Raw genomic sequence first — 26,183 nt, 5'->3', positions numbered from 1 at the left:
GTCCTGCCGGGCGGGGCGGCGGAGCAAGGGGCGGCTGCCCGGGGCCCGCCGGGGGCCACGGGGTGCCGGAACTGCGGGGACGGCGGGCGTCGGCCGGGGACGGCCGGGGACGGCCGGAGGACGGCTCCGGCGGGGAGGCGACGCCCGGCGGCCCGCCACGGAAGGCGGGTCCGCCGGGCATCACCGGCGCTCCGGACCGGTCGGGCTCCGGTTGGGCGGGTCAGTGCACCGGACGGTGCACGTTCTCCTTGTTCGCCGGGCCCGGCGTCGCGTCGGCGATCCAGGGACCCTCGCGGCTGGCGTCGACGATCCCGGCCTCCAGCCAGCTCACCTCGCCCTTGAGCACGGACCTGGCCAGCGCGCGGTCGGGCCCGTCGGTGTTGGTCCACAGCCGCGCGAACAGCTCGTCGACGCGGATCCTGGACTGCCGGCAGAAGGTGTCGGCCAGCCGCCGCGCCTGCGGGCCGTGCTCGCTGTTGGCCGCCAGGTGCTGGGCGCGGACGCAGGCCGCGCTCATCGCGAAGAGCTCGGCGCCGATGTCCACGATCCTGGCCAGGAAGTTCTGCTTGAGCTCCATCTTTCCCTGCCAGCGCGACATGGCGTAGAAGGTGCTCCGGGCCAGCTTGCGGGCGGTGCGCTCGACGTACCGCAGATGGCCTGCCAGGGCGCCGAACTCCGCGTAGGAGGTGGGCAGCTGCCCGGGACCCGCGACCAGCTTGGGCAGCCAGCGGGCGTAGAAGCCGCCGGCCTTGGCGCCCGCCCTGGCCTTGTCGGCGAGGGTGGCGTCGGGGTCGATGAGGTCGCCGGCCACCGACAGGTGGGCGTCGACGGCCTCCCGCGCGATCAGCAGGTGCATGATCTCGGTGGCGCCCTCGAAGATCCGGTTGATCCGCAGGTCGCGCAGCAGCTGCTCGGCCGGAACGGCCCGTTCGCCGCGCGCGGCCAGCGAGTCGGCGGTCTCGAAGCCGCGGCCGCCGCGGATCTGCACCAGCTCGTCGGCCATCAGCCAGGCCATCTCCGAGCCGTAGAGCTTGGCGAGGGCGGCCTCGATGCGGATGTCGTTGCGGTCCTCGTCGGCCATCTGGGACGACAGGTCGAGCACCGCCTCGAGGGCGAAGGTGGTGGCGGCGATGAACGAGATCTTGCTGCCTACCGCCTCGTGCTCGGCGATCGGCTTGCCCCACTGCTCCCGGGCCGCCGACCACTCACGGGCGATCTTCAGGCACCACTTGCCTGCGCCGGCGCAGGCCGCGGGCAGCGACAGGCGGCCGGTGTTCAGCGTGGTCAGGGCGATCTTCAGGCCGGCGCCCTCGGGGCCGATGCGGTTGGCGGCGGGGACGCGGACCTGGTGGAAGCGGGTCACGCCGTTCTCGATGCCGCGCAGTCCCATGAAGGCGTTGCGGTTCTCGACGGTGATCCCCTCGGACGCGGCCTCCACGACGAACGCGGTGATCCCGCCCTTGTGGCCCTCCGACGCCGGGACCCGGGCCATCACGACCAGCAGGTCGGCGATGACGCCGTTGGTGGTCCACAGCTTCACGCCGTCGAGCACGTAGTCGTCGCCGTCCGGCACGGCGGTGGTGGCGAGCCGGGCCGGATCGGAGCCGACGTCCGGTTCGGTCAGCAGGAAGGCGCTGACGTCGGTGGTGGCGCACCGCGGGAGGAACCGTTCCTTCTGTTCCTTGGTGCCGAACATCTTCAGCGGCTGCGGTACGCCGATCGACTGATGGGCGGAGAGCAGGGCGCCGACGGCGGGGTTCGCCGAGCCGACGAGGGCGAGCGCCTTGTTGTAGTACACCTGGGTGAGGCCGAGCCCGCCGTACTCCTCGTCGATCTTCATGCCGAAGGCGCCGAGTTCCTTCAGGCCGAGGATGGTCTCGTCGGGGATGCGGGCCTCGCGCTCGATCACCGCCCCGTCGATGCGGGTCTCGCAGAACTCCCGCAGCCGGGCCAGGAACGCCTCGCCCTTCTGGACGGCGTCGGGCGCGGGCTGCGGATAGGGATGGATCAGGTCGAGGCGGAAGCGCCCCAGGAACAGTTCCTTGGCGAAGCTGGGCTTGCGCCAGTTCTGTTCCCTGGCGGCCTCGGCCACCTGGCGTGCTTCGCGCTCGGTGACCTTGCGCGCTGTGACGGGTGCGGACACGGTTGCGTCACCTCCGGGTACCCGGTTACCGACCGGTCTACTGGTCCGTACTACCCGAATTCACGCAATCCAGCCAGAGCAGCGGCGGGTGGGAACCCGCCGCTGCTGACCGTGTGTCAGGCCGTGGCCCTGGACCGGCGCCTGGAGACCGGTCCGGGGTCCGGAGACCGGACCGGCGCCTGGAGACCGGTCCGGGGCCCGGCGTGCCTAGAGGTCGAGGCCGGTGAGGACCAGCACCCGCTCGTAGGTGTAGTCCTCCATCGCGAACCGGACGCCCTCGCGGCCGTTGCCGGAGTCCTTGACCCCGCCGTACGGCATCTGGTCGGCGCGGTACGACGGCGCGTCGCCGATGATCACACCGCCCACCTCCAGATCGCGGTGCGCCCGGAACGCCAACTGCAGGTCGTGGGTGAACACGCCCGCCTGCAGGCCGAACCGGGAGTCGTTGACCGCCGCGAAGGCCTCGTCGGGGCCGTCCACCCGGTGCAGGGAGAGCACCGGCCCGAACGCCTCCTCGGTCGCCAGGATCGCGTCCGCGGGCAGGTCCGCCAGCACGGTCGGCGCGTAGCTCGCGCCGTCGCGCACCCCGCCGGCGAGCACCTTGGCGCCCTTGGCCACCGCGTCCTCCACCCAGGCGGCGACGCGCTCGGCGGCGGCCTCGCTGACCAGCGGGCCGACGTCCGTCGCGTCGTCGTTCGGGTCACCGGTCACCTGCGCGCCGACCTTCGCCAGCACCCGCTCGACCAGCTCGTCGTAGACCGACGCGTCGGCGATGACCCGCTGCACCGAGATGCAGGACTGGCCCGCCTGGTAGTTGGCGAAGGTGGCGATCCGGGTCGCCGCCCACTCCAGGTCCTGGTCGGACGACCAGTCGGCGAGGACGACGGCGGCCGCGTTGCCGCCGAGTTCGAGGGTGACGCGCTTGCGCGGCACCGAGTCCATGATCTGGTAGCCGACGGTGTCGGAGCCGGTGAACGAGATCACCGGCAGCCGCGGGTCCTGCACCAGCGCGGGCATCCGGTCGTTGGGCACCGGCAGCACGCTCCACGCGCCCTCGGGCAGGCCGGTGGTCTCCGCCAGCAGCTCGCCGAGCAGCAGCGCCGACAGCGGGGTGGCCGGGGCCGGCTTGAGGATGATCGGCGCGCCCACCGCGATGGCCGGGGCGATCTTGTGCGCCACCAGGTTGAGCGGGAAGTTGAAGGGCGCGATGCCCAGCACCGGTCCGTGGCTGAACCGGCGGGTCAGGGCGAGCCGGCCGACGCCGCCGGGGTCGGTGTCCAGGCGCTGCGCCTCGCCGCTGTTGAAGCGGCGGGCCTCCTCGGCGGCCCAGCGGAAGACGGAGACCGCGCGGCCCACCTCGCCGCGGGCCCACTTCAGCGGCTTGCCGTTCTCGGCGGTGATGAGCCGGGCTATCTCCTCGGCCCGCTCGGCGAGCCGCTTGCCGACGTGGTCCAGGGCGGCGGCCCGCACGTGGGCCGGCGTGGCGGCGAAGGCGTGCTGCGCGGCGGCGGCCGCGGCCACCGCCTCCTCGACCTGTTCCGGGGTCGGCACGCCGACCCGGCCCACCAGCGAGCCGTCCCACGGGTTCGTCACGTCGAAACTGTCCGCGCCGGTGGCCGGCCGGCCGGCCACCCAGAACGGGTGCGAGGCTGCGCCTGTGCTTGTCACGGTGGGATCCGCCCTTCTGGTGATCGCGAGGTGCCCCCACCGTAGGCGCGGCCGCCACCGCGGCCCGTTGTCCACAGCGGAGTACGGACAGCCGGCGGCGCTACGGAATGGCCAGCGCGGCTGGGGAAGAACGCCTGCCTCCGGTCGGCCCGGGGCCGGGCACGGCCGTGTGCTCCTCACGCACTCCGGGCCGCCGGTGATCCGGTCGTCAGCCCTCCGCCTTGAGGGCCAGCCACAGCTCCATGCGGACGTCCGGGTCGTCCAGGGAGCGGCCGAGGATCTCCTCGACGCGGCGCATCCGGTAGCGCAGGGTATGGCGGTGCACGCCGAGGTCGGCGGCGGCCGCGTCCCACTGGCCGTGGTGGGAGAGCCAGGCGGCGAGCGAGGCCACGAGGTCGCCCCGCGAGGTGGAGTCGTGCTCGCGCAGCGGCCGCAGCAGGCCCTCCGCGAAGGCCCGTACCGCGTCGTCGGCCAGCAGCGGCATGACGGACCCGGCCCCGACCTCGTCGTGCTCCACCAGGTTGCGGCCGCGGCGCAGCGCCACGGCCAGCGCCCGTTCGGCCTGCTGGTGCGCCTCGGGCACGTCCGGCACCTCGGCGGCCGCCGAGAGTCCCGCGGCCAGGGCGTCCTCGGCGTCGGCGAGGTCGGCGGCGGCGGCCAGCGCGCCCGCGTCGGCGGCGGCCAGCACGATCAGCCGCTCGCCCTCCCGGACGGCCAGCAGCGGCTCGCCCGCGCGGGAAGCGGCGGCCTCGGCGCGCTCGCCGAGCAGCGTCACGGCGTCGGATCCGGTGCGCGGGTCGGCCGGCTCGGCGATGAGCACCCGCACCGGCTGGTCGAACAGGCCGCCGTAGAGCCGGCCGGCCACCGCGCGGGCGTGCGCGGGCTCGCCGGCCAGCAGCATCCGCAGCAGGGCGGCGGCGAGCCGCGCCTGGGCGTCCTGGAGGGTGCGGGACTGCTCCAGGGAGAGGGTGAGCAGGGCGACGGCGGCGTGCACGACGTAGCGCGCCGAGGTGTCGAGGCGCTCCTCGGTGCCGACGGCGAGGAAGCCGCGGGGGCGGCGGCCGGTGCCGAGCGACTGCAGCTCCACCCGGTCCTCGGTGCCGGCCGGCCCGGCGACGGCGGCGCTGGCGGGGGCGGGGGTGTCGCGGAGCCGGTCGATCTCGCCGGCCAGCCGGGCGGCCCGGCGGCCGGCCCACTCGGGGGCCGCGGCCAGCACCGCGCCGGAGGCGTCGTACAGCGCGGCCCAGCCGTCGAGGTGGGCGGCGAGCCGGGCGAGCAGGGCTGCGGTGCCGTCGGCGGCCAGCGCGGCGCGGGTGAGTTCCCGCTGGGCCTCGAAGCCGGCGGTGACGGCCTTGTACTGGTCGGCGGCGACGGCCGCGGACACGGCCTTGCTGATCGCGATGAAGGGGGTGGGGCGCGGCACTTCGAGCAGCGGCAGCCCGGCCTCCTCGGCGGCCGCGACCAGGGCGGACGGGACGCTGTCGTGCCCGACGCCCACGCCGAAGCCGAGCCCGACCACGCGGGCCCCGGCCAGCCGCCGCACGTACGCGCGCATCGCGGCGGGGTCCTCGGTGTCGAGCTTCATGCCGGTGGTGAGCAGCAGTTCGCCGCCCTCCAGGTAGGGCCCCGGGTCGTCCAGTTCGCTGGTGTGCACCCAGCGGACCTGGGCGTCGAGCCGGTCACCGCCGGCGAGGACGGCCAGCTTGAGCGCCGAGTGATGGGCGAGGGACGCGAGAGTGAGCGGCATACCGACCTGGTGACCCCGTGGCTTTTGTCCGCCCGGTACCGGACGGCCCCTTCAATTGTGCCGCACCGTACAGCGGCCTTCTCACGCCCTCAGGTCCACGAGGACCGGAGGGGCGTGCTCCCCGCCGGTCGTGGTCATCGACACCACGGCGTGGCCTGCGGGGACGCCGTGGGCCAGGTCCGAGGCGGACCAGCGCTCGCGCTCCACCTCGCGGACGGTGACGGACTCCGTGGTCACCGCTTCCCCGGTGAACAGCCGCCGCACCCCCCGCGACGCCCGCCGCGCCATCCCGCCCGACTGATCCGGCGTCCGCGTCACATCCCGGGTCTGGACCGTGGTGGTCCCCCATGCCTCCGCGAAGAACCCGCCGTCCCAGGGCGAGACGCCGGCGAGCGCCATACGGCACCCGATCGAGCCCACCAGCGGCCCGCGCAGTTGTTCCGGGATGTCGTCCAGCGTGCGCAGGCCCAGTACGGCGCCGGCGTTGGCCGCACGCAGGGACGACAGGGCCCTGACCGTCGCCGGCGTGACGGCGTGCGCGGCGTCGTCCACGACGATGCAGGCGAACATCGTGGAGTCGCGGCGGGACGCCACGGTGGCCATGAACTGCGCCAGCAGCAAGCGCACCAGGATCCGCGACGCCTCCGAGTGGCCGCGTTCCGGCAGCTCGATGCGCACGCGCAACGGATGCGCCAGGGCGTCCATGGAGAACGGCCGGCTGCGGCCGGAGGTGTCGAAGAAGCCCGCGAACGCCGGCCGGTCGAGGGTCGCGACGCGGTCCGCCAGCAGGCTCCCGATGTCGCCCGGGCGTGCCGCTTGCCGTTCACGCGCGTCGAGTTCGCGCATCAGACCCGGAGCTCCGGCGGCATCCACCGCCTCACGCAGGGCCGCGTACGCGTGGGGCACTCCGTCCAGCAGCTCGCGCAGGACCGGAACAGGGGGGAAGTGGCCGTGGGCCGCAGCGTAGGGGCCGAGCAGCTGGCCGAGGGCGGTGGCCGCCCGCAGTTGTTCGGACTCCGGGCCGTCGACGAGTGCGTCGGCCAGCAGCCAGGCGGCCAGGTCCGGATCGGTGGTGCCGCCGTACAGGTCGAGGTCGTAACGGGACGCCGGATCTCCGAGGGAGATCACCACGTCGTAGGCCTCGCGCGGTCCGAGGTCGGCCTCTGCCGCGGCGACGGCCACCACGGCGGCCCTGCCCCCAAGGGCCTGCAGGCACAGTGACTCGGCCACGGGCCGCATCACCTGGCGGGTCTTCCCCGAGCCGGCAGGCCCGACGGCCAGCAGACCGGTGCCGAGGACCGCCGGATAGAGGGCGATGCCGGAGCCCCGGTACTGGTAGCCGTTGCGCTTGTCCTCGGCTCCCCTGCCGATGCGGACCTGGTCGCCGAGCAGGTCGTGGCCGGCCGCCCGCCGGGGCACGTCACGGTCACCCGAAGGGTGCAGGCAGGCGTCCGCGCCGAGCCGCAACACGGTGTCCGCGAACTCGTCGGCGCCCTGCCGCCTGCTGTGCACCAGGGACCAGGCATGGCGGATCCGCACGCAGTCGACATCGTTCATGCGCCCGGACCTGACCTCCGCGGCCAGCCTGTCGGCCACGTCGTGCCGGCCGGCTCCTCTCAGCTCCGGCCACTCGGCGGGCGAGACGTCCACGGCGCCGAAGGGGTCACCCGGGGCCGTCCGCTGGGCCGGGGGAACGGCGCCGGGCGCCGGAGGCCACGGCGGGGGGCCAGCCGGCGCCGGCTTCCTCCTCAGCCATCGGCCCCACTGGCCGTACTTCGCGCAGGGCCAGGCGATCAGCAGGGTGCCCGGGATGTAGAGGCTGTCGCCGACCAGCGCGGCGGCGTAGGCGTTGCCCCCGCCGCGCGTCCAGGACTGCGGGAAGATCACCGACGTGGCCTCGAACAGCGGGATGTAGCTCTTCCAGCAGAGCATCCACACCACGAACCCGCCGACCACGGAGGCCCACCCGCGCATCGCCGGGGTCGTCAGGTAGCGGCGCAGCAGTTCCGGCCAGTTGCCCAGCCGGGCGAAGTAGTAGGCCAGCAGGACCATCCACAGGATGTCGTAGGCCTTGTCGGCGAAGTACTCCGGGCGGGACATGCCGCCGCCGTTCCACCACCCCCGGGGCGTGAGAAGGGTGAGGGGCTCCCGCCAGAACGGGATGTAGCCGTTGTCCAGCAGGGACCAGACGAGAACGCCGGTCAGGAGGGCGAGGACCGCGCCTCCCACGAGCCGGCGGTCGGTCATCCGGTCGGGGTCGTCGGGGTCCCTCGGCACATGGCCGTATCCGTACACGCCGGGCGCGTCGACGACGCGCGGGGTACGCAGCCAGCGCTCCGTCGCCGACAGTGGCGGCGCCTGAGCGGGAAGGGGCGGTGGTGCCGCCGGCCGCGGTACCGGCTGCCTCGGCGGTGCGGCGGGCTGAGGTGCGGCCCCCGTCACGGCCTCGTGGTCCCTGGCATCCATTGGACAGCTCGCCCCTCGCCCCTCGTCGCCGACGATGCGCTCAATGTAGTCGAGCCGCTACGGCGGTAAAAGGATCTTGGCCATCGCGGGGGCGGCGGCGCGCACTGGCCGTTCCGGCGAAACGGGGGCGGGCAGTGTTACCTATCGGCGTATGCGTGGCCGTCGGAGGGCGGCCTAGCCTGCCGGAAGATGCCGTACGCGTACGAGGGATCCGAGGAGATCGTCCGCCATGACCGAAGTGCCCCAGGAGCGCAAGCTCGTCACCGCTGTGCCCGGACCGAAGTCCCAGGAACTGCTGGCCCGTAAGTCCGCCGCGGTCGCGAACGGCGTCGGCGTCACCCTGCCGGTGTTCGTCACGCGCGCCGGCGGCGGCATCGTCGAGGACGTCGACGGCAACCGCCTCATCGACTTCGGCTCCGGCATCGCCGTCACCTCGGTCGGCAACAGTGCGGAGGCGGTCGTCCGCCGCGCCTCCGCGCAGCTCGCCGACTTCACGCACACCTGCTTCATGATCACCCCGTACGAGGGCTACGTGGAGGTCGCCGAGCGCCTGGCCGAGCTGACCCCCGGCGACCACCCGAAGAAGTCCGCGCTGTTCAACTCCGGCGCGGAGGCCGTGGAGAACGCGGTGAAGATCGCCCGCGCCTACACCAAGCGCCCCGCGGTCGTCGTCTTCGACCACGGCTACCACGGCCGGACCAACCTCACGATGGCCCTGACCGCGAAGAACATGCCGTACAAGGAGGGCTTCGGGCCGTTCGCGCCCGAGGTCTACCGGGTGCCGCTGGCCTACGGCTACCGCTGGCTGACCGGTCCCGAGCACGCGGCCGAGGAGGCCGCGGCCCAGGCCATCGACATGATCACCAAGCAGATCGGCGCTGAGCACGTCGCGGCGATCGTGATCGAGCCGATCTCCGGCGAGGGCGGCTTCATCGAGCCGGCCAAGGGCTTCCTGCCGCGCATCGCGCAGTTCGCGAAGAACAACGGGATCGTGTTCGTCGCCGACGAGATCCAGACCGGCTTCTGCCGTACCGGCCAGTGGTTCGCGTGCGAGGACGAGGGCATCGTGCCCGACCTGATCACCACCGCGAAGGGCATCGCCGGAGGTCTGCCGCTCGCCGCGGTGACCGGCCGCGCGGAGATCATGGACGCCGCGCACGCGGGCGGCCTCGGCGGCACCTACGGCGGCAACCCGGTGGCCTGCGCCGCCGCGCTGGGCGCGATCGAGACGATGCGGGAGCTGGACCTGAACGCCCGGGCCCGCCGGATCGGCGAGATCATGACCCCGCGGCTGCGGGCGATGCAGGAGAAGTTCCCGGTGATCGGCGAGGTCCGCGGCCGCGGCGCGATGATCGCGGTCGAGCTGGTGGAGCCGGGCGGCAAGGAGCCGAACCCGGCGGTGACCGCGGCGGTCGCCAAGGCCTGCCACGCGGCCGGCCTGATCGTCCTGACATGCGGCACCTACGGCAACGTGTTGCGCTTCCTGCCGCCGCTGGTCATCGGCGAGGATCTGCTGAACGAGGGTCTCGACATCATCGAGAATGCCTTCGCGGGGGTCTGACGGATGTCGGCCCCCTGGCAGAGCCGACAGGGGGCCGGGGTCGTGAAGAAGGTGTGCGGGCCTGATGGCGAGGGGGTGAGCGGTGGCGTTTCCGGGACTCCCGTGACGTACGGTTTCCGTGGAACACCCCGCTCGTGGCGGACTCCCCAGAAAGCCACGCGCGACAACGCGCCGGTGAATCCCCATCACCGGCTCGGCAGTGCCCTCGCGCACGACACCGCCGGAACCAGTGGCTCCGGCAATCCTCGCCGATCGGTCGGCCGTTCGCCCCAAACCCCCCGGGACGAGCGGTTCGGCGATCGACCTGGCCGCCCCGGAACTCTCCCCCCTGTTCCGGGGCGGCTGACTCTTTTCCGGGAGCTTGTGCTGCTGAGCACGCTGGCGCTGCTCGGCGTGGCGGGCTTCGCGGTGCTCACCTGGCAGGTGACGGCCGGCGGCGCTCCGGTCCGGCGGGACGGCCGGGTCCTGCACTGGTTCCTGCGGACGGCGGCCGCGCACCCGGGCTTCGGCACCTTCGCGCACTACCTGTGCAAGCTGGGCAACATCCAGGTGGCCGTGCCGGTGCTGCTGGCCGCCGTGGTCGTCACCGCGTGGGCGGGCCGCGCGGCCGGGCGGCCCCTGTGGTGGCTGCCGCCGGGTGCCGCGGCGCTGGCGATGACGCTGGTGCCGGTGGTGGTCACCGTGGTCAAGGACGCGGTGCACCGGCCGCCGCCGGGTTCGGCGGTCCCCGACCCGAGCGGCTACGGCTACTTCCCGTCCGGTCACACCGCGACGTCGGCGATGGCCTTCGGCACGGCCGCGCTGATCCTGCTGCCGTGGGCGGGCGGCAGGGCGGCCCGCCTGGTGCTCGCGGCGGGCACACCGGTGCTGGTCCTCGCGGTCGGCTTCGCGCTGGTGTGGTGCGACTACCACTGGCCGGCCGACGTGCTGGCGAGCTGGTGCATGACGGTCACGCTGCTGTCCGGCGTGGCCGCCGCCCAGGCCGTGGCCCGGGCGGCGGCCGTGCGCGCCGCCGCAGCCGGCATCAGCTGTTCGTCGGGAAGCCCAGGTTGATGCCTCCGTGGGAGGGGTCGAGCCACCGCTGGGTGACGGCCTTGCCGCGGGTGAAGAACTTCACGCCGTCCTCGCCGTAGGCGTGCGTGTCGCCGAACAGGGAGGACTTCCAGCCGCCGAAGGAGTAGTAGGCGACCGGGACCGGGATCGGCACGTTGATGCCGACCATGCCGACCTCCACCTCGTGCTGGAAGCGCCGGGCGGCGCCGCCGTCGTTGGTGAACAGCGCGGTGCCGTTGCCGTAGGGGTTGGCGTTGATCAGCGCGAGGCCCTCGTCGTACGAGGAGACGCGGACGACGGAGAGCACCGGGCCGAAGATCTCGTCGTCGTACACGGACATGCCCGGCTTGACGTTGTCGAAGAGCGTGGGGCCGAGCCAGAAGCCGTCGGCGGTGGCGCCGGTGAGCGGGTGCGCGCGGCCGTCGACCGCGAGGGTGGCGCCGTCGGTGACGCCCGCGTCGAGGTAGGCGGTGACCTTGTCGCGGTGGGCGCCGGTCACCAGCGGGCCCATCTCGGAGCCGGCCGCGCAGCCGGGGCCGACGGTCAGTCCGGCGATGCGCTGCTTGATCCGCTCGACCAGGTCGTCGCCGACCGGGTCTACCGCGACCAGGACGGAGACCGCCATGCAGCGCTCGCCCGCCGCGCCGAAGCCGGCGTTGACCGCCGCGTCCGCGGCCAGGTCCAGGTCGGCGTCGGGCAGCACCAGCATGTGGTTCTTGGCGCCGCCGAGCGCCTGCACGCGCTTGCCGTAGCGCGTCCCGGTCTCGTACACGTAGCGGGCGATGGGCGTGGAGCCGACGAACGAGACGGCCTTGACGTCGGGGTGCTCCAGCAGGCGGTCGACGGCGGGCTTGTCGCCGTGGACGACGTTGAACACGCCGTCGGGCAGCCCGGCCTCCTTCCACAGCCGGGCGAGGAAGTCGGCCGCGGAGGGGTCCTTCTCCGACGGCTTGACCACCACCGTGTTGCCCGCGGCGATGGCGATCGGGAAGAACCACATCGGCACCATGGCCGGGAAGTTGAACGGGGAGATGATCGCCACCGGGCCGAGCGGCTGCCGGATCGAGTAGACGTCGATGCCGGTGGAGGCCTGCTCGGTGAAGCCGCCCTTGGTCAGGTGCGGGATGCCGCACGCGTACTCCACGACCTCCAGGCCGCGGGCGATCTCGCCGAGCGCGTCGGAGTGCACCTTGCCGTGCTCGGAGACGATGATCGCGGCGAGTTCCTCGCGGCGGGCGTTGAGTAGCTCGCGGAACGCGAAGAGCACCGCGGTGCGCTTGGCCACCGAGGCGTGCCGCCAGTCCTGGAAGGCCTCCAGCGCGGCGCTGACGGCCTGATCGACGACGGCGGTGTCGGCGAAGTCCACCTGCCGGGTGACCTTGCCGGTCGCGGGGTCGTAGACGTCGCCGCGTCGTTCGGAGGCGCCGGTCCAGGGCCGGCCGGCGATCCAGTGGGTGAGGTGCTCGCTCGTCACGGGGGACCCTTCCTTCGTCGTTCCCGCCAGTGTCGCCACGGCCGGCGCGGGCTCACAAGCACCACGCTGTCGGCGTACGGCGCTTCCGCCTTACACACCGTAGGCCCGGCGGTCACCCGCGGGCGATCCGCGCGGCCGCCTCGTGCATGGCCGTCTCCAGGACGACCGGGTCGGTGAGGTGGCCGGTGCCGTCGGGCGGCACCAGCCAGCGCACGCCGCCGGTGGGCCGGCCGGGGTAGGGCACGACGATCCAGGTGCCGCTGCCGGCGGCGCGCACGCCGGTGCCCAGCCAGCGGGTGGAGGTGCCGGGCGGGACCAGGAAGCCCGTGCGCGCGTCGGTGAAGTCGGCGAGCACCGGCCCCGGCCGGTCGATCATGCGGTCGAGGACGTCGAGGGTCGTGTACCCCAGCCGCGCGCCGATGATCAGCACGTCCCACAACCGCCCGGCCGGGAGCAGGGCCACTCCCAGCGGGTTGCGCTCCCACTCCCATCGGCACTCCTCGGGGTCCGGTGCCACCGAGACCAGCCAGTCCACCGCGCTCCTCGCTCCGGCGCCGCCCATGCGGATCCCTCCTTCCGGGTCGTGACGCTCTCGGCGTCACGGGGAAGACAGGTGTGCGGCCGGATTCTTACGCGGGTCGCGCGGATTCCCCGGGATCGGCCGGATCTCGTTTCATCGGCCGGATCTCGTTCATCGGCGGGATCTGGCGCCCCGGCCGGTCCGGTGCCCCGACGGGATCGCGCGCCTCGACGGGATCCCGTGCCGCAGCCGGATCTCGGGCGCCGGCCGGACGCTCCCCCGGCCGGCCCGCTCCCCCGCCTCAGCTGTCGAAGCCCAGGCCCACCCGGTCCAGCGCGCGCAGCCAGAGGTTGCGGTGCCCGGCCGTGGCGTCGGCGCGGGCGAGCGACCAGCGGGTGAGGCCGATGCCGGCCGAGGCGAGCGGCTCGGGCGGGAACGGCACGGGCTTGCGGCGGACCATGGCGAGGCCGGTCCGCTCGGTCTCCCGCCCGGACAGCAGGTCGAGCATCACCTCGGCGCCGAAGCGCGTCGCGCCCACGCCGAGCCCGGTGTAGCCGGCGGCGTAGGCGACCCGGCCGGCGTGCGCGCTGCCGAAGAACGCCGAGAAGCGGGTGCAGGTGTCGATCGCCCCTCCCCACACATGGCTGAAGCGCACGCCCTCCAACTGCGGGAAGCAGGTGAAGAAGTGGCGGGCGAGGGTGAGGTAGGTCTCCGGCCGGTGCTCGTACGCGGCGCCCATGCGGCCGGACCGCGGGTAGATCGCGTCGTAGCCGCCCCACAGGATGCGGCGGTCCGCGGTGAGCCGGAAGTAGTGGAACTGGTTGGCGCTGTCGCCCAGCCCCTGCCGCCCGTGCCAGCCGATGGAGGCCAGCCGGACGGCGTCCAGCGGTTCGGTCATCAGCGCGTAGTCGTAGACGGGCACGGTGAACGGCCGCACCCGGCGCAGCAGGGACGGGAAGACGCCCGACGCGAGGGCGACCCGGCGGGCCCGGACCCGCCCGTAGGGGGTGCGCACCGCCATGGCGGTGCCGCTGCGGACGAGGGCGGTGGCGGGCGTGTGCTCGTAGATCCGCACGCCGAGGCAGGCGGCGGCGCGCTGCAGTCCCCAGGCGAGCTTGGCCGGGTGCACCAGCGCGACGCCGTCGCGGTCGTGGAGGCCGCCGTGGAAGGTGGGCGAGTCGACCTCGGCGCGGACCTGGTCGCGGTCGAGGAGTTCCAGGTCCAGGCCGTGCCGGGCGGCGATCCCGGCGGCCTCCCGCAACTCCTCCCACTGGTAGGGGGCGGTGGCCACGTCGATCTCGCCGGTGCGCTCGAAGTCGCAGTCGATCCCGTACCGGGCGACGGTGTCCTCGATGGCGTCGAGGTTGCGCCGGCCCAGGTCCTGGAGGAGGTCGAACTCCTCGGGCCAGCGGGCGAGTCCGTTGAACGGGCCGTGGGTGAGGCTGGCCGCGCAGAAGCCGCCGTTGCGGCCGGAGGCGGCGCCGCCGATGCGGTCGGCCTCGATGAGCACGACGTCGCGGCCGGGCTCGCGTTCCTTGGCGATCAGCGCGGTCCACAGCCCGCTGTAGCCGCCGCCGACCACCAGCAGGTCGCAGGTCTCCTCGCCGGCGAGGGCGCCGGCCGCCGCCGGCCGGCCGGCGGCGGCCAGCCAGTAGGGGGCCGGTTCGGCGTCGGCGAGGCTGCGTGCCACGTCCATGACGGTCACGCCTTCGCTTTCCTGCGGCTGCCGGCCAGCTGCCCGGCCAGGACCAGCACGACGGCGATCGCGAACATCGCCGTGCCGATGACGTTCACCTGGACCGGGGTGCCGCGCTGCGCGGAGCCCCAGACGAACATCGGGAAGGTCACGGTGTTCCCGGCGTTGAAGCTGGTGATGATGTAGTCGTCGAAGGACAGCGCGAAGGACAGCAGCGCGCCGGCCGCGATGCCGGGGGCGGCCAGCGGCAGGGTGATCCGCAGGAACGTCTGCAGCGGGGTCGCGTACAGGTCCTGCGCGGCCTGCTCCAGGCGCGGGTCCATGCTCATCACCCGGGCCTTGACCGCGGTCACCACGAAGCTCAGGCAGAACATGATGTGGGCGATCAGGATCGTCCAGAAGCCGAACTGGATGCGCATGTTGAGGAACAGGGTGCCCAGCGAGGCGCCCATCACCACCTCGGGCATCGCCATCGGCAGGAAGATCAGCATGTTGGTGGCGGCGCGGCCGCGGAAGCGGTAGCGGGCCAGCGCGAACGCGGTCAGCGTGCCCAGGATCGTCGCGCCGATCGTGGCGTAGACGGCGATCTTCAGGCTGAGGGTGAGGGAGCCGCACATGTCGGCGACGCCGCAGGGGTGCTGCCAGGCGTCGGTGGAGAAGTGGTCCCAGGTGTAGTTGAAGCGGCCCTTCGGCTTGTTGAAGGAGAAGACCAGCACCACCACGTTGGGCAGGATGAGGTAGGCGAGGGCCAGCACGCCCGCGATCACCACGAGGTTCTTGCGCAGCCACCGGATCGGGCGCATCAGACCAGCTCCTCCGTTCCCGCCTTGCGGATGTAGAGGGTGACGATCGCCAGGATGACGGCCATCAGGATGAAGGACAGGGCGGCGGCCGTCGGGTAGTCCAGCACGCGCAGGAACTGGGACTGGATGACGTTGCCGATCATCTTCTGGTTGGTGGACCCCAGCAACTCGGCGTTGATGTAGTCGCCGGAGGCCGGGATGAAGGTGAGCAGGGTGCCCGCCACCACGCCCGGCATGGACAACGGGAACGTCACCTTGCGGAAGGTGGTGAACGGCGTCGCGTACAGGTCGCCGGCCGCCTCGTGCAGCCGGCCGTCCACCCGCTCCAGCGAGGTGTAGAGCGGCAGGATCATGAACGGCAGGAAGTTGTAGGTCAGTCCGCAGACCACGGCCAGCGGGGTGGCCATCACCCGGTGGCCCTCGGTGACGCCCAGCCAGGTGGTGACGTCCAGCAGGTGGACGCGGTTGAGGAACGACACCACCGGGCTCTGGTCGGCGAGGATCGTCTCCCAGGCCAGGGTGCGGATCAGGAAGCTGGTGAAGAAGGGCGCGATCACCAGGATCAGCAGCAGGTTGCGCCAGCGGCCGGCCCGGAACGCGATGGTGTACGCGAGCGGGTAGCCGATGGCCAGGCACAGCACGGTGGCGATCCCCGAGTACACCAGCGAGCGCACGAAGTGCGGCCAGTACTCGGTCAGCGCGTTCCAGTAGGTGGCGAAGTGCCAGGTGACCTTGAAGCCGGTGTCCAGCGAGCCGGTCTGCACCGACGTCGACGCCTGGTAGACCATCGGCGCGACGAAGAAGACCAGCAGCCAGGCGACACCGGCGAGCAGCAGCAGGTAGGGGACGCTGCGCCGGCGGCGGGCGGCCCGCTTCAGGGCGGCGGGGACCGGCGCGGGGTCGGGCGGGGCGTCGGCGAGCGGCGCGGTGGTCGTGGTCATGCGGCAGCACCCCCGGCGCCCCCGGCGGGGACGGCGGACGCGGCGCCCGCGGCGGCCGGGGCTCCCCCGCCGCCGGGCGCCGGCTCGTCGTCGGACTCGGTGCCGGCGTCGATGTCCTGGGCGGCGTCCAGGCCGAAGGTGTGCTCGGGGTTCCAGTGCAGGATCACCGGCGCGCCGGGCACGAGCCGGGCGTCGCGCTCGACGTTGGGCACGAAGACCTCCAGCTCGGCGCCGACCGGGCTGTCGACCAGATACTGCGTGGAGACGCCGATGAAGCTGGAGTCGACGATCCGGCCCTGGACCCGGTTGCGGCCGGCGGGTATCGCGTCCTCGTCGTCGCGGTGGGCCAGGGTGATCTTCTCCGGCCGCACGCCCGCGAGCACCCGGTCCCCTGCCGTGACGTCGGCGCGGCTGCGGGCGGCCGGCAAGGTGAGCTTCTGACCCGCCGACACCAGGTGGAGGGTGCCGCCGAGCACGCCGGTGACCTCGGCCTCGATGAGGTTGGAGGTGCCGAGGAAGTTGGCGACGAAGGTCGACGCGGGGTTCTCGTACAGGTCGGCGGGCGCGCCCATCTGCTCGACCCGCCCGGCGTTCATCACCGCGACCGTGTCGGCCATGGTCATGGCCTCCTCCTGGTCGTGGGTGACGTGGATGAAGGTGATGCCGACCTCGGTCTGGATGCGCTTGAGCTCCAGCTGCATCTGCCGGCGCAGCTTCAGGTCCAGGGCGCCCAGCGGCTCGTCGAGCAGCAGCACCTGCGGCTTGTTGATCAGCGCCCGGGCGACCGCGACGCGCTGCTGCTGGCCGCCGGAGAGCTGGTGCGGGCGCCGGCGGGCCAGCGGGCCGAGCTGGACCAGATCGAGCATCTCGCCGACCTGCTGCTTGACCGACTTGATGCCGCGCCGGCGCAGCCCGAAGGCGACGTTCTCGTAGATGTCCAGGTGCGGGAAGAGCGCGTAGTTCTGGAAGACCGTGTTGACCGGGCGCTTGTAGGGCGGCAGCGCGGTGACGTCCCGGCCGCCGAGCCGCACCGAGCCGCCGCTGGGGTCCTCCAGGCCGGCGATCATGCGCAGGGTCGTGGTCTTGCCGCAGCCGGAGGCGCCGAGCAGGGCGAAGAAGGAGCCGGCCGGCACCGTGAGGTCGAGCGGGTGGACGGCGGTGAAGGACCCGTAGGTCTTGCTGATCCCGGTGAGCCGGACGGCGTCGCCGGTGGCTTCTGAGGTCGTGGAGGGGGTCGTCATGGGAGTGTCCTCGGGGGTGCGGGCGGCGGACGGGAACGGCGTCAGGCGCCGATGAGCTTGGAGAACTTCTCCTCGTACCGCGTGTCCTCGTCCTGGCTGAGGGAGCGGAACTCGTGCGCCTTGGCGTCCATCGCGGCGTCCGGCACGATCAGCGGGTTGTCGGCCAGCGACTTGTCGATCTTCGCGAGGTACGGCTGCACTCCGGCCACCGGGCACACGTAGTTGATGTACGCCGAGACCTGCGCGGCGATCGCGGGCTCGTAGTAGTAGTCGATGAGCCGTTCGGCGTTGGTCTTGTGCCGGGCCTTGTTGGGGATCAGCAGGTTGTCGGTCGAGAACAGGAACCCGGCGTCGGGGAAGACGTACTCGATGTCCGGGTCGTCGATGCGCAGTTGGACGAGGTCGCCGGCCCAGGCCACACAGGCGGCGATGTCGCCCTTGCTCAGCCCGTCGGTGTACTCGTTGCCGGTGAACTTGCGGATCTGCTGGCTGTCGACGGCCTTCTGGATGCGGGCGAGCGCCGCGTCGAAGGTGTCGTCGGTGACGTTCTCGGGCCGCCGGCCCATGTCGAGCAGCGTCATGCCGATGGTGTCGCGCATCTCGGAGAGCATCGCGACCCGGCCCTTGAGGGAGGTGTCGTCGAGCAGTTGGGAGACCGAGGTGACCTTGCGGCCGCCGGTGGCCTTCTTGTTGTAGGCGATGCAGGTGGCGATGCCCTGCCACGGATAGGAGTAGGCGCGGCCCGGGTCCCAGTCGGGGCTGCGGAAGCGCTGCGCGAGGTTGGCGTAGGCGTGCGGCAGGTTCGCGGAGTCGAGCTGCTGGACCCAGCCGAGCCGGATCATCCGCCCGGCGAGCCAGTCGGTGAGCACCATCAGGTCGCGGCCGGTGTCCTGCCCGGCGGAGAGCTGCGGCTTGATCTTGCCGAAGAACTCGACGTTGTCGTTGATGTCCTCGGTGTAGTTGACCTTGATGCCGGTGCGCTTGGTGAACGCCTCCAGCGTCGGGCGGTGCTTGCCGTCGTCGGTGACGTCGATGTACTCGGTCCAGTTGGAGAAGTCGACGACCTTCTCCGTGGCGGAGTGGTCGGTCGACGTGGTGCTGCTGCCCGTGCGGCCGGCGGCCGGGATCCCGCACCCGGTCAGTCCGGCCGTGGCGACGGCGCCGAGTGCGCCGGCGCGCAGCAGCGACCGGCGGGCCAGGGCGCCGCGGCCGTTCGTCATGCTGCGCAGGGTCGCCGCGCGCTGCGGCGGCGTCAGGGGCTCGTACTGCTCCATGGATGGTGCCCTTCCGGATTACCGGTGTGACCGGTCTGCGAAGACGGTGCGGTGCCAGTCCTTGCGCGCGACCCCGGTGTTGTCGGACATCACGTGCTTGACCTGGGTGTACTCCTCGAACGAGTACAGGGACATGTCCTTGCCGTAACCGGACGCCTTGGCGCCGCCGTGCGGCATCTCGCTGACGATCGGGATGTGGTCGTTGATCCAGACGCACCCCGCGGTCAGGGCGCGGGAGGCGCGGCCGGCCCGGTAGACGTCCCGCGTCCACGCGGACGCGGCCAGGCCGTACGGGGTGTCGGAGGCGAGCGCCAGCCCTTCGTCGTCGGCGTCGAAGGGCAGCACGGCCAGCACCGGCCCGAAGATCTCCCGCTGCACCGCCTCGCTGTCCTGCGGGGCGCCGGTCAGCAGGGTCGGCCGGTAGTAGGCGCCGTCGGCCAGGGCGCCGCCGGGCGCCGCGCCGCCGGTGACGACGTCGGCGTAGGCCCGGGCGCGTTCCACGACCGCGGCGACCCGGTCGCGGTGGGCGGCGGAGATCAGCGGGCCGAGGTCGGTGCCGGGGTCGGCGGGGTCGCCGAGCCGCACGTCCTGCATCAGGTCGGCGACCCCGGCCACGAACGCGTCGTACAGCGGGCGCTGGATGTAGGCGCGGGTCGCCGCGGTGCAGTCCTGGCCGCCGTTGATGAGGGCGGCGGCGACCGCGCCGTGCACGGCGGCCGCCAGGTCGGCGTCGTCGAAGACCACGAACGGCGCCTTGCCGCCGAGTTCGAGGTGCAGCCGCTTGACGCCGCCGGCCGCCAGCTCCGCGATCCGGCGGCCGACGGCGGTGGAGCCGGTGAAGGAGGTCATCGCCACGTCGGGGTGGGCGACGAGGGGTTCGCCCGCTTCCGGCCCGGTGCCGGTGACGATGTTGACGACCCCGTCCGGCAGCCCGGCCTCGACGGCCGCCGCGGCGAACATCAGCGAGGTGAGCGGGGTCAGCTCCGACGGTTTGAGGACGATGGTGTTGCCGGCCGCGATCGCCGGGAGGATCTTCCACGCGGCCATCTGCAGCGGGTAGTTCCACGGCGCGACGGACCCGATGACGCCGATCGGCTCGCGCCGGACGTGGCTGGTGTGGTCGGCGCTGTACTCGGCGGCGGCGCGGCCCTCCAGGTGGCGGGCGGCGCCCGCGAAGAAGGCGGTGTTGTCGACGGTGCCGGGGACGTCGAACTCGGTGCTGAGCCTGATCGGCTTGCCGCACTGCAGGGTCTCGGTGCGGGCCAGGTCCCCGGCGAGGTCCTCCAGGACGCGGGAGAGCCGGTACAGGACCTGGGACCGCTCCCCCGGGGTCGCCGCCGCCCACCCGGGGAACGCCGCCTTCGCCGCGGCCACCGCGGCGTCCACGTCGTCGCGGCCCGCCGTACGGTAGGTCCACACGGGCTGCCCGGAGGCGGGGTCGACGACGGAGAACGTGCTCTCGCCGGTGCCCTCGACGGCCCGGCCGCCGACGAACTGCGCGGCGGCGCCGAAGCGTTCCGCCACGTCCGTCACGTGCTTCATCCCGTGTCCCCTCGCTCGCCGCGTCTCGCTTGGCAGCGTGGCCAAACCCTGGGTTGGTGGCCGATCCTGGCAGAGCAGGCGGCCCTCAACAAGGGATTCCGTTGTTGCCTTTTGGTTACGCGACGAAATCTGTGTGTATCGCAACTCGCCAGCGAATGGCGGCACGCCGTACGCTGCCGGGCAGGCCGGGGCCGGGCCAACCCGCAGTCCGCAAGGAACCGGCGGTTCCGGCCTTACACAGTGACGGCGCACCGGGTGGCACCGCGGCCCGTCCGGCCCGCGGACCGTCACCGTCCGTACAGGTCTCCCCGAGGGGACTCCCGTGCGGTGTGCGCGTTCCGCGGCCGGCCGTCCCAGGGGTCCGTCCGCGGTCCCGCCACCCGCCCCCCCTCGCCATCCGACCGGAGGTTCCCGTGGTCCCCACCGTCGCCGAAGTCCTGGAGCTCGACGCGGTCCGCCTCGGCGGTCCCGTCGTGCTGGCCGGGCACCAGGGGCTGGCCGCGGAGGTGCGCTGGGTGCACGTCAGCGAGCTGGCGGACATCGCGGGGATGCTGCGCGGCGGCGAACTGGTGCTCACCACCGGCGTGATGCTGCCCGACGACCGGCGGGCGCTGGCCGCCTACGCCGACACCCTGGCCGACGTCGGCGCGGCGGGCCTGATCGTGGAGCTGGGCCGCCGCTACGCCGACGACCTGCCCAAGCCCCTGGTGCGGGCGGCCGAGCGGCGCGGGCTGCCGCTGGTGGCGCTGCGCAAGGAGGTGCGGTTCGTCGCGGTGACCGAGGCCGTGCACGCCCTGGTGCTGAACGCCCAGTACACGCGGCTGCGGGCCTCGGAGGCCGTGCACCAGACCTTCAACGAGCTGGCCGTGGAGGGCGCCGAGCCCGCCGACATCCTGCGCGAGGTGGCGCGGATGGCCGGCGCTCCCGCCGTGCTGGAGAACCTCTCCCACCAGGTGCTGGCCTTCGACCCGGCAGGGCAGGACCCGCAGGTGCTGCTGGACGCCTGGGAGCGCCGCTCCCGGGCCGTCGCGCCCGCGGGCAGGACGGGCCACGACGCCCGCTCGGGCTGGCTGGTCACGGCCGTGGGCGCGCGCGGCAGCGACTGGGGGCGGCTGGTGCTGGTCGGCGCCGACGGGCCCGGGACCCACACCGTGCTGCTGGAACGCGCGGCCGCCACGCTCGCGCTGGGCCGGCTGCTGGACCGCGACCGGGAGTCGCTGGAGCGTCAGACCCACCGCACCCTGCTGTCCGGCATCCTCACCCACGCGCTGACCGTCTCCGACGTCGGCCTGCGCTCGCGGGCGCTCGGCGTGCCGCTGGAGGGCCGCCGGCTGGTGGGCGTGATGCTGCGGCAGCGCGGCGGCCCGCCCTCGGCGGCCCTGGAGGCCCAGGCGCGGCTGCGCGACTTCACCGAGAGCGCGGCCCTGGCGGTGCGCGAGCGCGGCCTGAGCGCCCTGGTCGGCGCGCTGGACGACGGCACGGTCGGCGTGCTGGTCTCGCTCGGCCCGCACGACGAGGAGCAGGCCGTGCTGGACGGGCTGGCGGCCGGGCTCAAGAGCGGCCCGCCGTGCCTGATGGCGGCGGGATCGTGCGTGGGGGCGCTGCGCGACGCCCGCCGCTCGCTGCTGGAGGCCGCGCAGATAGCGGACGCCGCCGAGCACGGCGGCGAGCACGACGGGGGCGCCCGCGGCTACTACCGGCTGCCCGACATCCGGCTGCGCGGCCTGCTGCACCTGCTGCGCGACGACGCCCGCCTGCAGACCTACGTCGAGCGGGAGCTGGGCCGGCTGCTGGCCCACGACGCCGAGCACGGCACCGACCTGGTCCGGATCCTCGGCGTCTACCTGGCGTGCGGCCGCAACAAGTCCGCGGCGGCGGACGCCTCGCACCTGTCCCGGCCGTCCTTCTACGACCGGCTGCGGCGCGTGGAGTCGGTGCTCGGCGTGGACCTCGACCAGGTCGAGTCGTGTCTGTCGCTGCACGTCGCGCTGCTGGCGCTGGACGCGGTGCGCCGCTGAGTCCGTCCGGGGGTGCCCGCCGGAGCCCGTCTACGATGGGCTGACCGGCACCGACCGGCACCGCATCCACGGAAGGACCCCCCGCATGAGCGACCTCGCACCCGGCACTTCTCCCGCCGCCGCCGGGAGCATGGACGCCTTCGTCGCCGGGCTGCCGAAGGCCGAGCTGCACGTCCACCACGTGGGGTCCGCCTCGCCGCGGATCGTCGCCGAACTCGCCGCGCGGCACCCGGACTCCGCCGTCCCCGACGACCCGGCGGCTCTCGCCGAGTACTTCACCTTCCGGGACTTCGCGCACTTCATCGACGTCTATCTGTCGGTGGTGGACCTCATCAGGGACGCCGAGGACGTCCGGCTGCTCACCTTCGAGGTGGCCCGCGACATGGCCCGGCAGAACATCCGCTACGCCGAGCTGACCGTCACCCCCTACAGCTCGACCCACCGCGGCATCCCGGGCGAGGCCTTCATGGAGGCCATCGAGGACGCCCGCAAGGCGGCCGAGGCGGAGCTGGGCGTGACGCTGCGCTGGTGCTTCGACATCCCCGGCGAGGCGGGACTGCAGTCGGCCGAGGAGACCACCCGGCTGGCGCTCGGCCTGCAGCCGGAGGGGCTGGTGTCGTTCGGCCTGGGCGGACCCGAGATCGGCGTCCCCCGCCCGCAGTTCAAGCCCTACTTCGACCAGGCGCGCGCGGCCGGCCTGCACAGCGTCCCGCACGCCGGGGAGACGACCGGCCCCGAGACGATCTGGGACGCGCTGCGGGAGCTGGGCGCCGAGCGGATCGGCCACGGCACCAGCGCGGCCCAGGACCGGCGGTTGCTGGAGCACCTGGCCGAGCGGCGCATCCCGCTGGAGGTCTGCCCGACCTCCAACATCGCCACCCGCGCGGTCCGCGTCCTCGACGAGCACCCGATACGGGACATGGTCGCCGCGGGCGTGCTGGTGACCGTCAACAGCGACGACCCGCCGATGTTCGGGACCGACCTCAACACCGAGTACGCGGTGGCCGCCCGGCTGCTGGGCCTGGACCGGGCCGGGGTCGCGGCGCTGGCGAAGAACGCGGTGGAGGCGTCGTTCATGGACCCGGCGGGCAGGGCCCGGCTCGCCGCGGAGATCGACGCGTACACCGCGTCCTGGAGCTGAGATGGCGCTCGCCGTCGCCCACCGCGGCGATCCGTACGTGCACCGCGAGAACACGCTGCCGTCGGTCCTCTCGGCCTTCGCCAAGGGCGCCGACGTGGTGGAGGTGGACGTCCGGGTGACCCGGGACGGCGTGCCGGTGCTGCTGCACGACGCCACCCTGGAACGGCTGTGGGGACACGACCGGCCGGTGGCCTCGCTGACCTACGACGAGGTCCTCAAGCACACCGGTGGCGGGGTGCCGCCGCTGGCGGACGCCCTGGACGTCCTGCACGGCCGTGCCGCGGGCCGGATGCTGCTCGACCTGACCGAGGCCGGACAGGCTGCGCCGTCGGTCGCCGCGGTCGCGGCCGCGGGGGTGGGCGAACGCGTCTACTACTGCGGGGAGCTGCCCGCGATGCGCGGCGTGCGGGCGCTGGACGCCGATGCCGAGATCGCGATGACCTGGAAGACGTCGCTGCTGCCGGCCGATGCGCTGCTGGCCGGGCTCGGGCCGCGCTGGCTGAACCTGCGCTTCGGCCTGGTGACGCCGGCGACCGTGGCCTTCGCCCGGGAGCACGGGCTGCTGGTGGGCGCCTGGACCGCGGACTGGGACCGGTCGATGGCGCGGCTGCTGGCGCTCGGCGTGGACGCGGTCACCACCAACCGGCTGCCGGCGCTGCGGCGCGTGATGGCGCGGCGGTCCCGCGCCTGAGACCCGCGCCCGGCGAACCGCCGGCGCCCTGGCGGCGGGGTGCGGTCGTCCGCACTCCGCCGCCAGGGCATCCGGCATCCTGAGGTCGGGCGACCGGCGGTCAGGCGTCCAGGGACGTCATGACGTGCTTGATGCGGGTGTAGTCCTCGAACCCGTAGCCGGACAGATCCTTGCCGTAGCCGGACTGCTTGAAGCCGCCGTGCGGCATCTCGGCGACCAGCGGGATGTGGGTGTTGATCCACACGCAGCCGAAGTCCAGCCGCTTCGACATCCGCATCGCCCGGCCGTGGTCCTTGGTCCACACCGAGGACGCCAGCGCGTACTCGACGCCGTTGGCCCACTCGACGGCCTGGTCCTCGTCGGTGAAGGACTGGACGGTGATGACCGGGCCGAACACCTCGCGCTGGATGATCTCGTCGTCCTGCTTGAGGCCCGAGACGACGGTCGGCGCGAAGAAGTAGCCGCTCTCGCCGACCCGCTGACCGCCGGTCTGCACCTTGGCGTGCGCGGGCAGTCGCTGGATGAAGCCGGTGACCTGCGCGAGCTGGTTGGCGTTGTTGAGCGGGCCGTACAGCACGTCCTCGTCGTCCGGCAGGCCGGTCCTGGTGTCGGCGGCGGCCTTGGTCAGCGCGGCGGTGAACTCGTCGTGGATCGACTCGTGCACCAGCACGCGGGTGGCGGCGGTGCAGTCCTGGCCGGCGTTGAAGAACCCGGCGACCGCGATGTCCTCGACGGCCTTCGGGATGTCGACGTCCTCGAAGACCACGACGGGCGCCTTGCCGCCGAGCTCCAGGTGGACGCGCTTGACGTCCTTGGCCGCGGAGCCGGCCACCTCGATGCCGGCCCGCACCGAGCCGGTGATGGAGGCCATCGCCGGAACGGGGTGCTCGACCATCATCCGGCCGGTGTCGCGGTCGCCGCACACCACGTTGAAGACGCCCTTGGGCAGCACCTCACCGAGGATCTCGGCCAGCAGCACGGTGGAGGCCGGCGTGGTGTCGGACGGCTTGAGCACCACGGTGTTGCCCGCGGCGATGGCCGGCGCGAACTTCCAGACGGCCATCATCATCGGGTAGTTCCACGGCGCGACCTGCGCGCAGACGCCCACCGGCTCACGGCGGACGATGGAGGTCATGCCCTCCATGTACTCGCCGGCCGAGCGGCCTTCGAGCATGCGGGCGGCGCCCGCGAAGAAGCGGATCTGGTCGACCATCGGCGGGATCTCCTCGCTCGCGGTCAGCCCGATCGGCTTGCCGGTGTTCTCGCTCTCCACCGCGACCAGCTCGTCGGCCCGCGCCTCGACCGCGTCCGCGATCTTCAGCAGCGCCTTCTGCCGCTCGGCCGGCGTGGTGTCGCGCCAGCCGGGGAAGGCGGCGGCGGCCGCGGCCATCGCCGCGTCCACGTCTGCCTGCCCGGACAGCGGCGCCTTCGCGTACGCCTGGCCGGTCACCGGGCTGATCACCTCGGTGGTCCGGCCGTCGGCGGCGTCGCGGAATTCTCCGTCGATGTAGTTGCGCAGAGTACGGAGTTCGGTCACGGCGCTTGCTCCCTGGTCCTACGAGTCGTGTCCATGTACTGAGACGCAGCCCAGCCTACCCGGATGACTACGGTATTCGACACACCCACCTCGCCGAAACAACCGATTCAGTGTTACGGGAAGGCTACGGCAACGGATTTCATCGTTGAGGGCTTGCGTGACCGTCGACCTCTCCTGCACAGTGGTGCGCGTGGCCACTCGAGACATGAACACCGCGTCGAGCTCGATAGACGCGGTGTCGAAGGCGATCATCGAACAGCTCCAGGAGGACGGACGCCGCCCGTACGCGGCGATCGGCAAGGCCGTGGGCCTCTCCGAGGCCGCCGTGCGCCAGCGCGTGCAGAAGCTCCTCGACCAGGGCGTCATGCAGATCGTCGCCGTCACCGACCCGCTCACCGTGGGCTTCCGGCGGCAGGCGATGGTCGGCATCAACGTCGAGGGCGACATCGACCCCGTCGCCGAGTCGCTCGCCGCGCTCGACGAGGTCGAGTACGTGGTGATCACCGCGGGCTCCTTCGACCTGCTCGTCGAGATCGTCTGCGAGGACGACGACCACCTGCTGGAGATGATCAACAAGCGGATCCGCGCCCTGCCCGGCGTGCGCTCCACCGAGAGCTTCGTCTACCTCAAGCTCCGCAAGCAGACCTACACCTGGGGAACCAGATAG

General features: G+C 73.0%; 19 protein-coding genes. 6 read left to right on the top strand and 13 right to left on the bottom strand.

The window, feature by feature from the left end; genetic code table 11:
* Positions 1 to 220 precede the first annotated feature (220 nt).
* The 4 genes from K7862_RS17915 to K7862_RS17900 form a co-directional block, all read right to left on the bottom strand.
* Positions 221 to 2,143 (bottom strand): acyl-CoA dehydrogenase family protein, encoded by a 1,923-nt coding sequence (locus K7862_RS17915; RefSeq protein ID WP_222963627.1) that lies wholly within the window; start codon positions 2,141 to 2,143, stop codon positions 221 to 223.
* Positions 2,144 to 2,350: 207 nt separating this feature from the next.
* The gene (locus tag K7862_RS17910; RefSeq protein ID WP_222963626.1) at positions 2,351 to 3,811 is read right to left on the bottom strand and encodes an aldehyde dehydrogenase family protein; all 1,461 of its coding nucleotides are present in this window, start codon (positions 3,809 to 3,811) and stop codon (positions 2,351 to 2,353) included.
* Between the two features lie 208 nt (positions 3,812 to 4,019).
* Positions 4,020 to 5,558 carry a PucR family transcriptional regulator gene (locus K7862_RS17905; RefSeq protein WP_222963625.1) on the bottom strand — a complete coding sequence of 513 codons (1,539 nt, stop codon included), beginning with the start codon at positions 5,556 to 5,558 and terminating at the stop codon, positions 4,020 to 4,022.
* 81 nt (positions 5,559 to 5,639) lie between these two features.
* Positions 5,640 to 7,835, bottom strand: a complete 2,196-nt coding sequence (locus tag K7862_RS17900; protein WP_308012045.1) for a type IV secretory system conjugative DNA transfer family protein — start codon at positions 7,833 to 7,835, stop codon at positions 5,640 to 5,642.
* A 418-nt stretch (positions 7,836 to 8,253) separates the two neighbouring features.
* On the opposite strand from K7862_RS17900, the gene gabT reads away from it, so the two are divergent.
* Together gabT and K7862_RS17890 are read left to right on the top strand one after the other, a co-directional pair.
* Positions 8,254 to 9,585, top strand: coding sequence for a 4-aminobutyrate--2-oxoglutarate transaminase (gene gabT, locus K7862_RS17895; protein WP_222963623.1), 1,332 nt, complete (start codon positions 8,254 to 8,256; stop codon positions 9,583 to 9,585).
* A gap of 363 nt (positions 9,586 to 9,948) precedes the next feature.
* A complete protein-coding gene (locus K7862_RS17890) occupies positions 9,949 to 10,638 on the top strand; it encodes a phosphatase PAP2 family protein (protein WP_308012044.1) in 690 nt (229 codons plus the stop codon).
* Here K7862_RS17890 and K7862_RS17885 read toward each other — a convergent pair.
* The 8 genes from K7862_RS17885 to K7862_RS17850 all read right to left on the bottom strand — a co-directional run bounded on the left by K7862_RS17885 (position 10,610) and on the right by K7862_RS17850 (position 20,129).
* Complete coding sequence (locus K7862_RS17885) at positions 10,610 to 12,112, bottom strand: CoA-acylating methylmalonate-semialdehyde dehydrogenase (protein ID WP_222963621.1); 1,503 nt, start codon at positions 12,110 to 12,112, stop codon at positions 10,610 to 10,612. The two genes, K7862_RS17890 and K7862_RS17885, sit on opposite strands and share 29 nt — an antisense overlap.
* 112 nt (positions 12,113 to 12,224) lie before the next feature.
* Positions 12,225 to 12,674 carry a bifunctional DNA primase/polymerase gene (locus K7862_RS17880; RefSeq protein ID WP_222963620.1) on the bottom strand — a complete coding sequence of 150 codons (450 nt, stop codon included), beginning with the start codon at positions 12,672 to 12,674 and terminating at the stop codon, positions 12,225 to 12,227.
* A 259-nt stretch (positions 12,675 to 12,933) separates the two neighbouring features.
* The gene (locus K7862_RS17875; RefSeq protein WP_222963619.1) at positions 12,934 to 14,328 is read right to left on the bottom strand and encodes an NAD(P)/FAD-dependent oxidoreductase; all 1,395 of its coding nucleotides are present in this window, start codon (positions 14,326 to 14,328) and stop codon (positions 12,934 to 12,936) included.
* 5 nt (positions 14,329 to 14,333) lie between these two features.
* Positions 14,334 to 15,131 (bottom strand): ABC transporter permease, encoded by a 798-nt coding sequence (locus tag K7862_RS17870; RefSeq protein WP_222963618.1) that lies wholly within the window; start codon positions 15,129 to 15,131, stop codon positions 14,334 to 14,336.
* A complete protein-coding gene (locus K7862_RS17865) occupies positions 15,131 to 16,072 on the bottom strand; it encodes an ABC transporter permease (RefSeq protein ID WP_222963617.1) in 942 nt (313 codons plus the stop codon). The genes K7862_RS17870 and K7862_RS17865 overlap by 1 nt, the downstream gene beginning before the upstream one ends.
* Positions 16,069 to 17,313, bottom strand: coding sequence for an ABC transporter ATP-binding protein (locus K7862_RS17860; RefSeq protein WP_222963616.1), 1,245 nt, complete (start codon positions 17,311 to 17,313; stop codon positions 16,069 to 16,071). The genes K7862_RS17865 and K7862_RS17860 overlap by 4 nt, the downstream gene beginning before the upstream one ends.
* Before the next feature lie 41 nt (positions 17,314 to 17,354).
* Positions 17,355 to 18,587 (bottom strand): polyamine ABC transporter substrate-binding protein, encoded by a 1,233-nt coding sequence (locus tag K7862_RS17855; protein WP_222963615.1) that lies wholly within the window; start codon positions 18,585 to 18,587, stop codon positions 17,355 to 17,357.
* A gap of 18 nt (positions 18,588 to 18,605) precedes the next feature.
* Entirely contained in the window at positions 18,606 to 20,129 is a 1,524-nt protein-coding gene (locus K7862_RS17850; protein WP_222963614.1) for a gamma-aminobutyraldehyde dehydrogenase, read from the bottom strand.
* Positions 20,130 to 20,542: 413 nt separating this feature from the next.
* Between K7862_RS17850 and K7862_RS17845 the strand changes: the two genes are divergently transcribed.
* From K7862_RS17845 to K7862_RS17835, 3 genes are all read left to right on the top strand, one after another.
* The gene (locus K7862_RS17845) at positions 20,543 to 22,147 is read left to right on the top strand and encodes a PucR family transcriptional regulator (RefSeq protein ID WP_222963613.1); all 1,605 of its coding nucleotides are present in this window, start codon (positions 20,543 to 20,545) and stop codon (positions 22,145 to 22,147) included.
* Positions 22,148 to 22,232: 85 nt separating this feature from the next.
* Complete coding sequence (locus tag K7862_RS17840; RefSeq protein WP_222963612.1) at positions 22,233 to 23,288, top strand: adenosine deaminase; 1,056 nt, start codon at positions 22,233 to 22,235, stop codon at positions 23,286 to 23,288.
* A 1-nt stretch (position 23,289) separates the two neighbouring features.
* The gene (locus K7862_RS17835) at positions 23,290 to 23,979 is read left to right on the top strand and encodes a glycerophosphodiester phosphodiesterase (RefSeq protein ID WP_222963611.1); all 690 of its coding nucleotides are present in this window, start codon (positions 23,290 to 23,292) and stop codon (positions 23,977 to 23,979) included.
* 100 nt (positions 23,980 to 24,079) lie between these two features.
* Here K7862_RS17835 and K7862_RS17830 read toward each other — a convergent pair whose 3' ends face one another.
* Positions 24,080 to 25,516, bottom strand: coding sequence for a gamma-aminobutyraldehyde dehydrogenase (locus tag K7862_RS17830; RefSeq protein WP_222963610.1), 1,437 nt, complete (start codon positions 25,514 to 25,516; stop codon positions 24,080 to 24,082).
* Between the two features lie 205 nt (positions 25,517 to 25,721).
* Between K7862_RS17830 and K7862_RS17825 the strand changes: the two genes are divergently transcribed.
* Positions 25,722 to 26,183: an Lrp/AsnC family transcriptional regulator gene (locus K7862_RS17825; RefSeq protein WP_222963662.1), complete on the top strand. Its 462-nt coding sequence runs from the start codon at positions 25,722 to 25,724 to the stop codon at positions 26,181 to 26,183.

Origin of the sequence: Actinacidiphila acidipaludis (assembly GCF_019890725.1) — a bacterium.
Classification (GTDB): Bacteria; Actinomycetota; Actinomycetes; order Streptomycetales; family Streptomycetaceae; genus Actinacidiphila; species Actinacidiphila acidipaludis.
The sequence above is the reverse complement of the archived record's forward strand: the minus strand, read 5'-3'. Positions and strand labels throughout refer to the sequence as shown.

Bases quoted from the DNA above. Each gene is read 5' to 3' on its own strand.
- K7862_RS17905 (WP_222963625.1), bottom strand. From the start codon at position 5,558: ATGCCGCTCACTCTCGCGTCCCTCGCCCATCACTCGGCGCTCAAGCTG.
- gabT (WP_222963623.1), top strand. From the start codon at position 8,254: ATGACCGAAGTGCCCCAGGAGCGCAAGCTCGTCACCGCTGTGCCCGGA.
- K7862_RS17880 (WP_222963620.1), bottom strand. From the start codon at position 12,674: ATGGGCGGCGCCGGAGCGAGGAGCGCGGTGGACTGGCTGGTCTCGGTG.
- K7862_RS17875 (WP_222963619.1), bottom strand. From the start codon at position 14,328: ATGGACGTGGCACGCAGCCTCGCCGACGCCGAACCGGCCCCCTACTGG.
- K7862_RS17870 (WP_222963618.1), bottom strand. From the start codon at position 15,131: ATGCGCCCGATCCGGTGGCTGCGCAAGAACCTCGTGGTGATCGCGGGC.
- K7862_RS17865 (WP_222963617.1), bottom strand. From the start codon at position 16,072: ATGACCACGACCACCGCGCCGCTCGCCGACGCCCCGCCCGACCCCGCG.
- K7862_RS17860 (WP_222963616.1), bottom strand. From the start codon at position 17,313: ATGACGACCCCCTCCACGACCTCAGAAGCCACCGGCGACGCCGTCCGG.
- K7862_RS17855 (WP_222963615.1), bottom strand. From the start codon at position 18,587: ATGGAGCAGTACGAGCCCCTGACGCCGCCGCAGCGCGCGGCGACCCTG.
- K7862_RS17850 (WP_222963614.1), bottom strand. From the start codon at position 20,129: ATGAAGCACGTGACGGACGTGGCGGAACGCTTCGGCGCCGCCGCGCAG.
- K7862_RS17840 (WP_222963612.1), top strand. From the start codon at position 22,233: ATGAGCGACCTCGCACCCGGCACTTCTCCCGCCGCCGCCGGGAGCATG.
- K7862_RS17835 (WP_222963611.1), top strand. From the start codon at position 23,290: ATGGCGCTCGCCGTCGCCCACCGCGGCGATCCGTACGTGCACCGCGAG.
- K7862_RS17825 (WP_222963662.1), top strand. From the start codon at position 25,722: ATGAACACCGCGTCGAGCTCGATAGACGCGGTGTCGAAGGCGATCATC.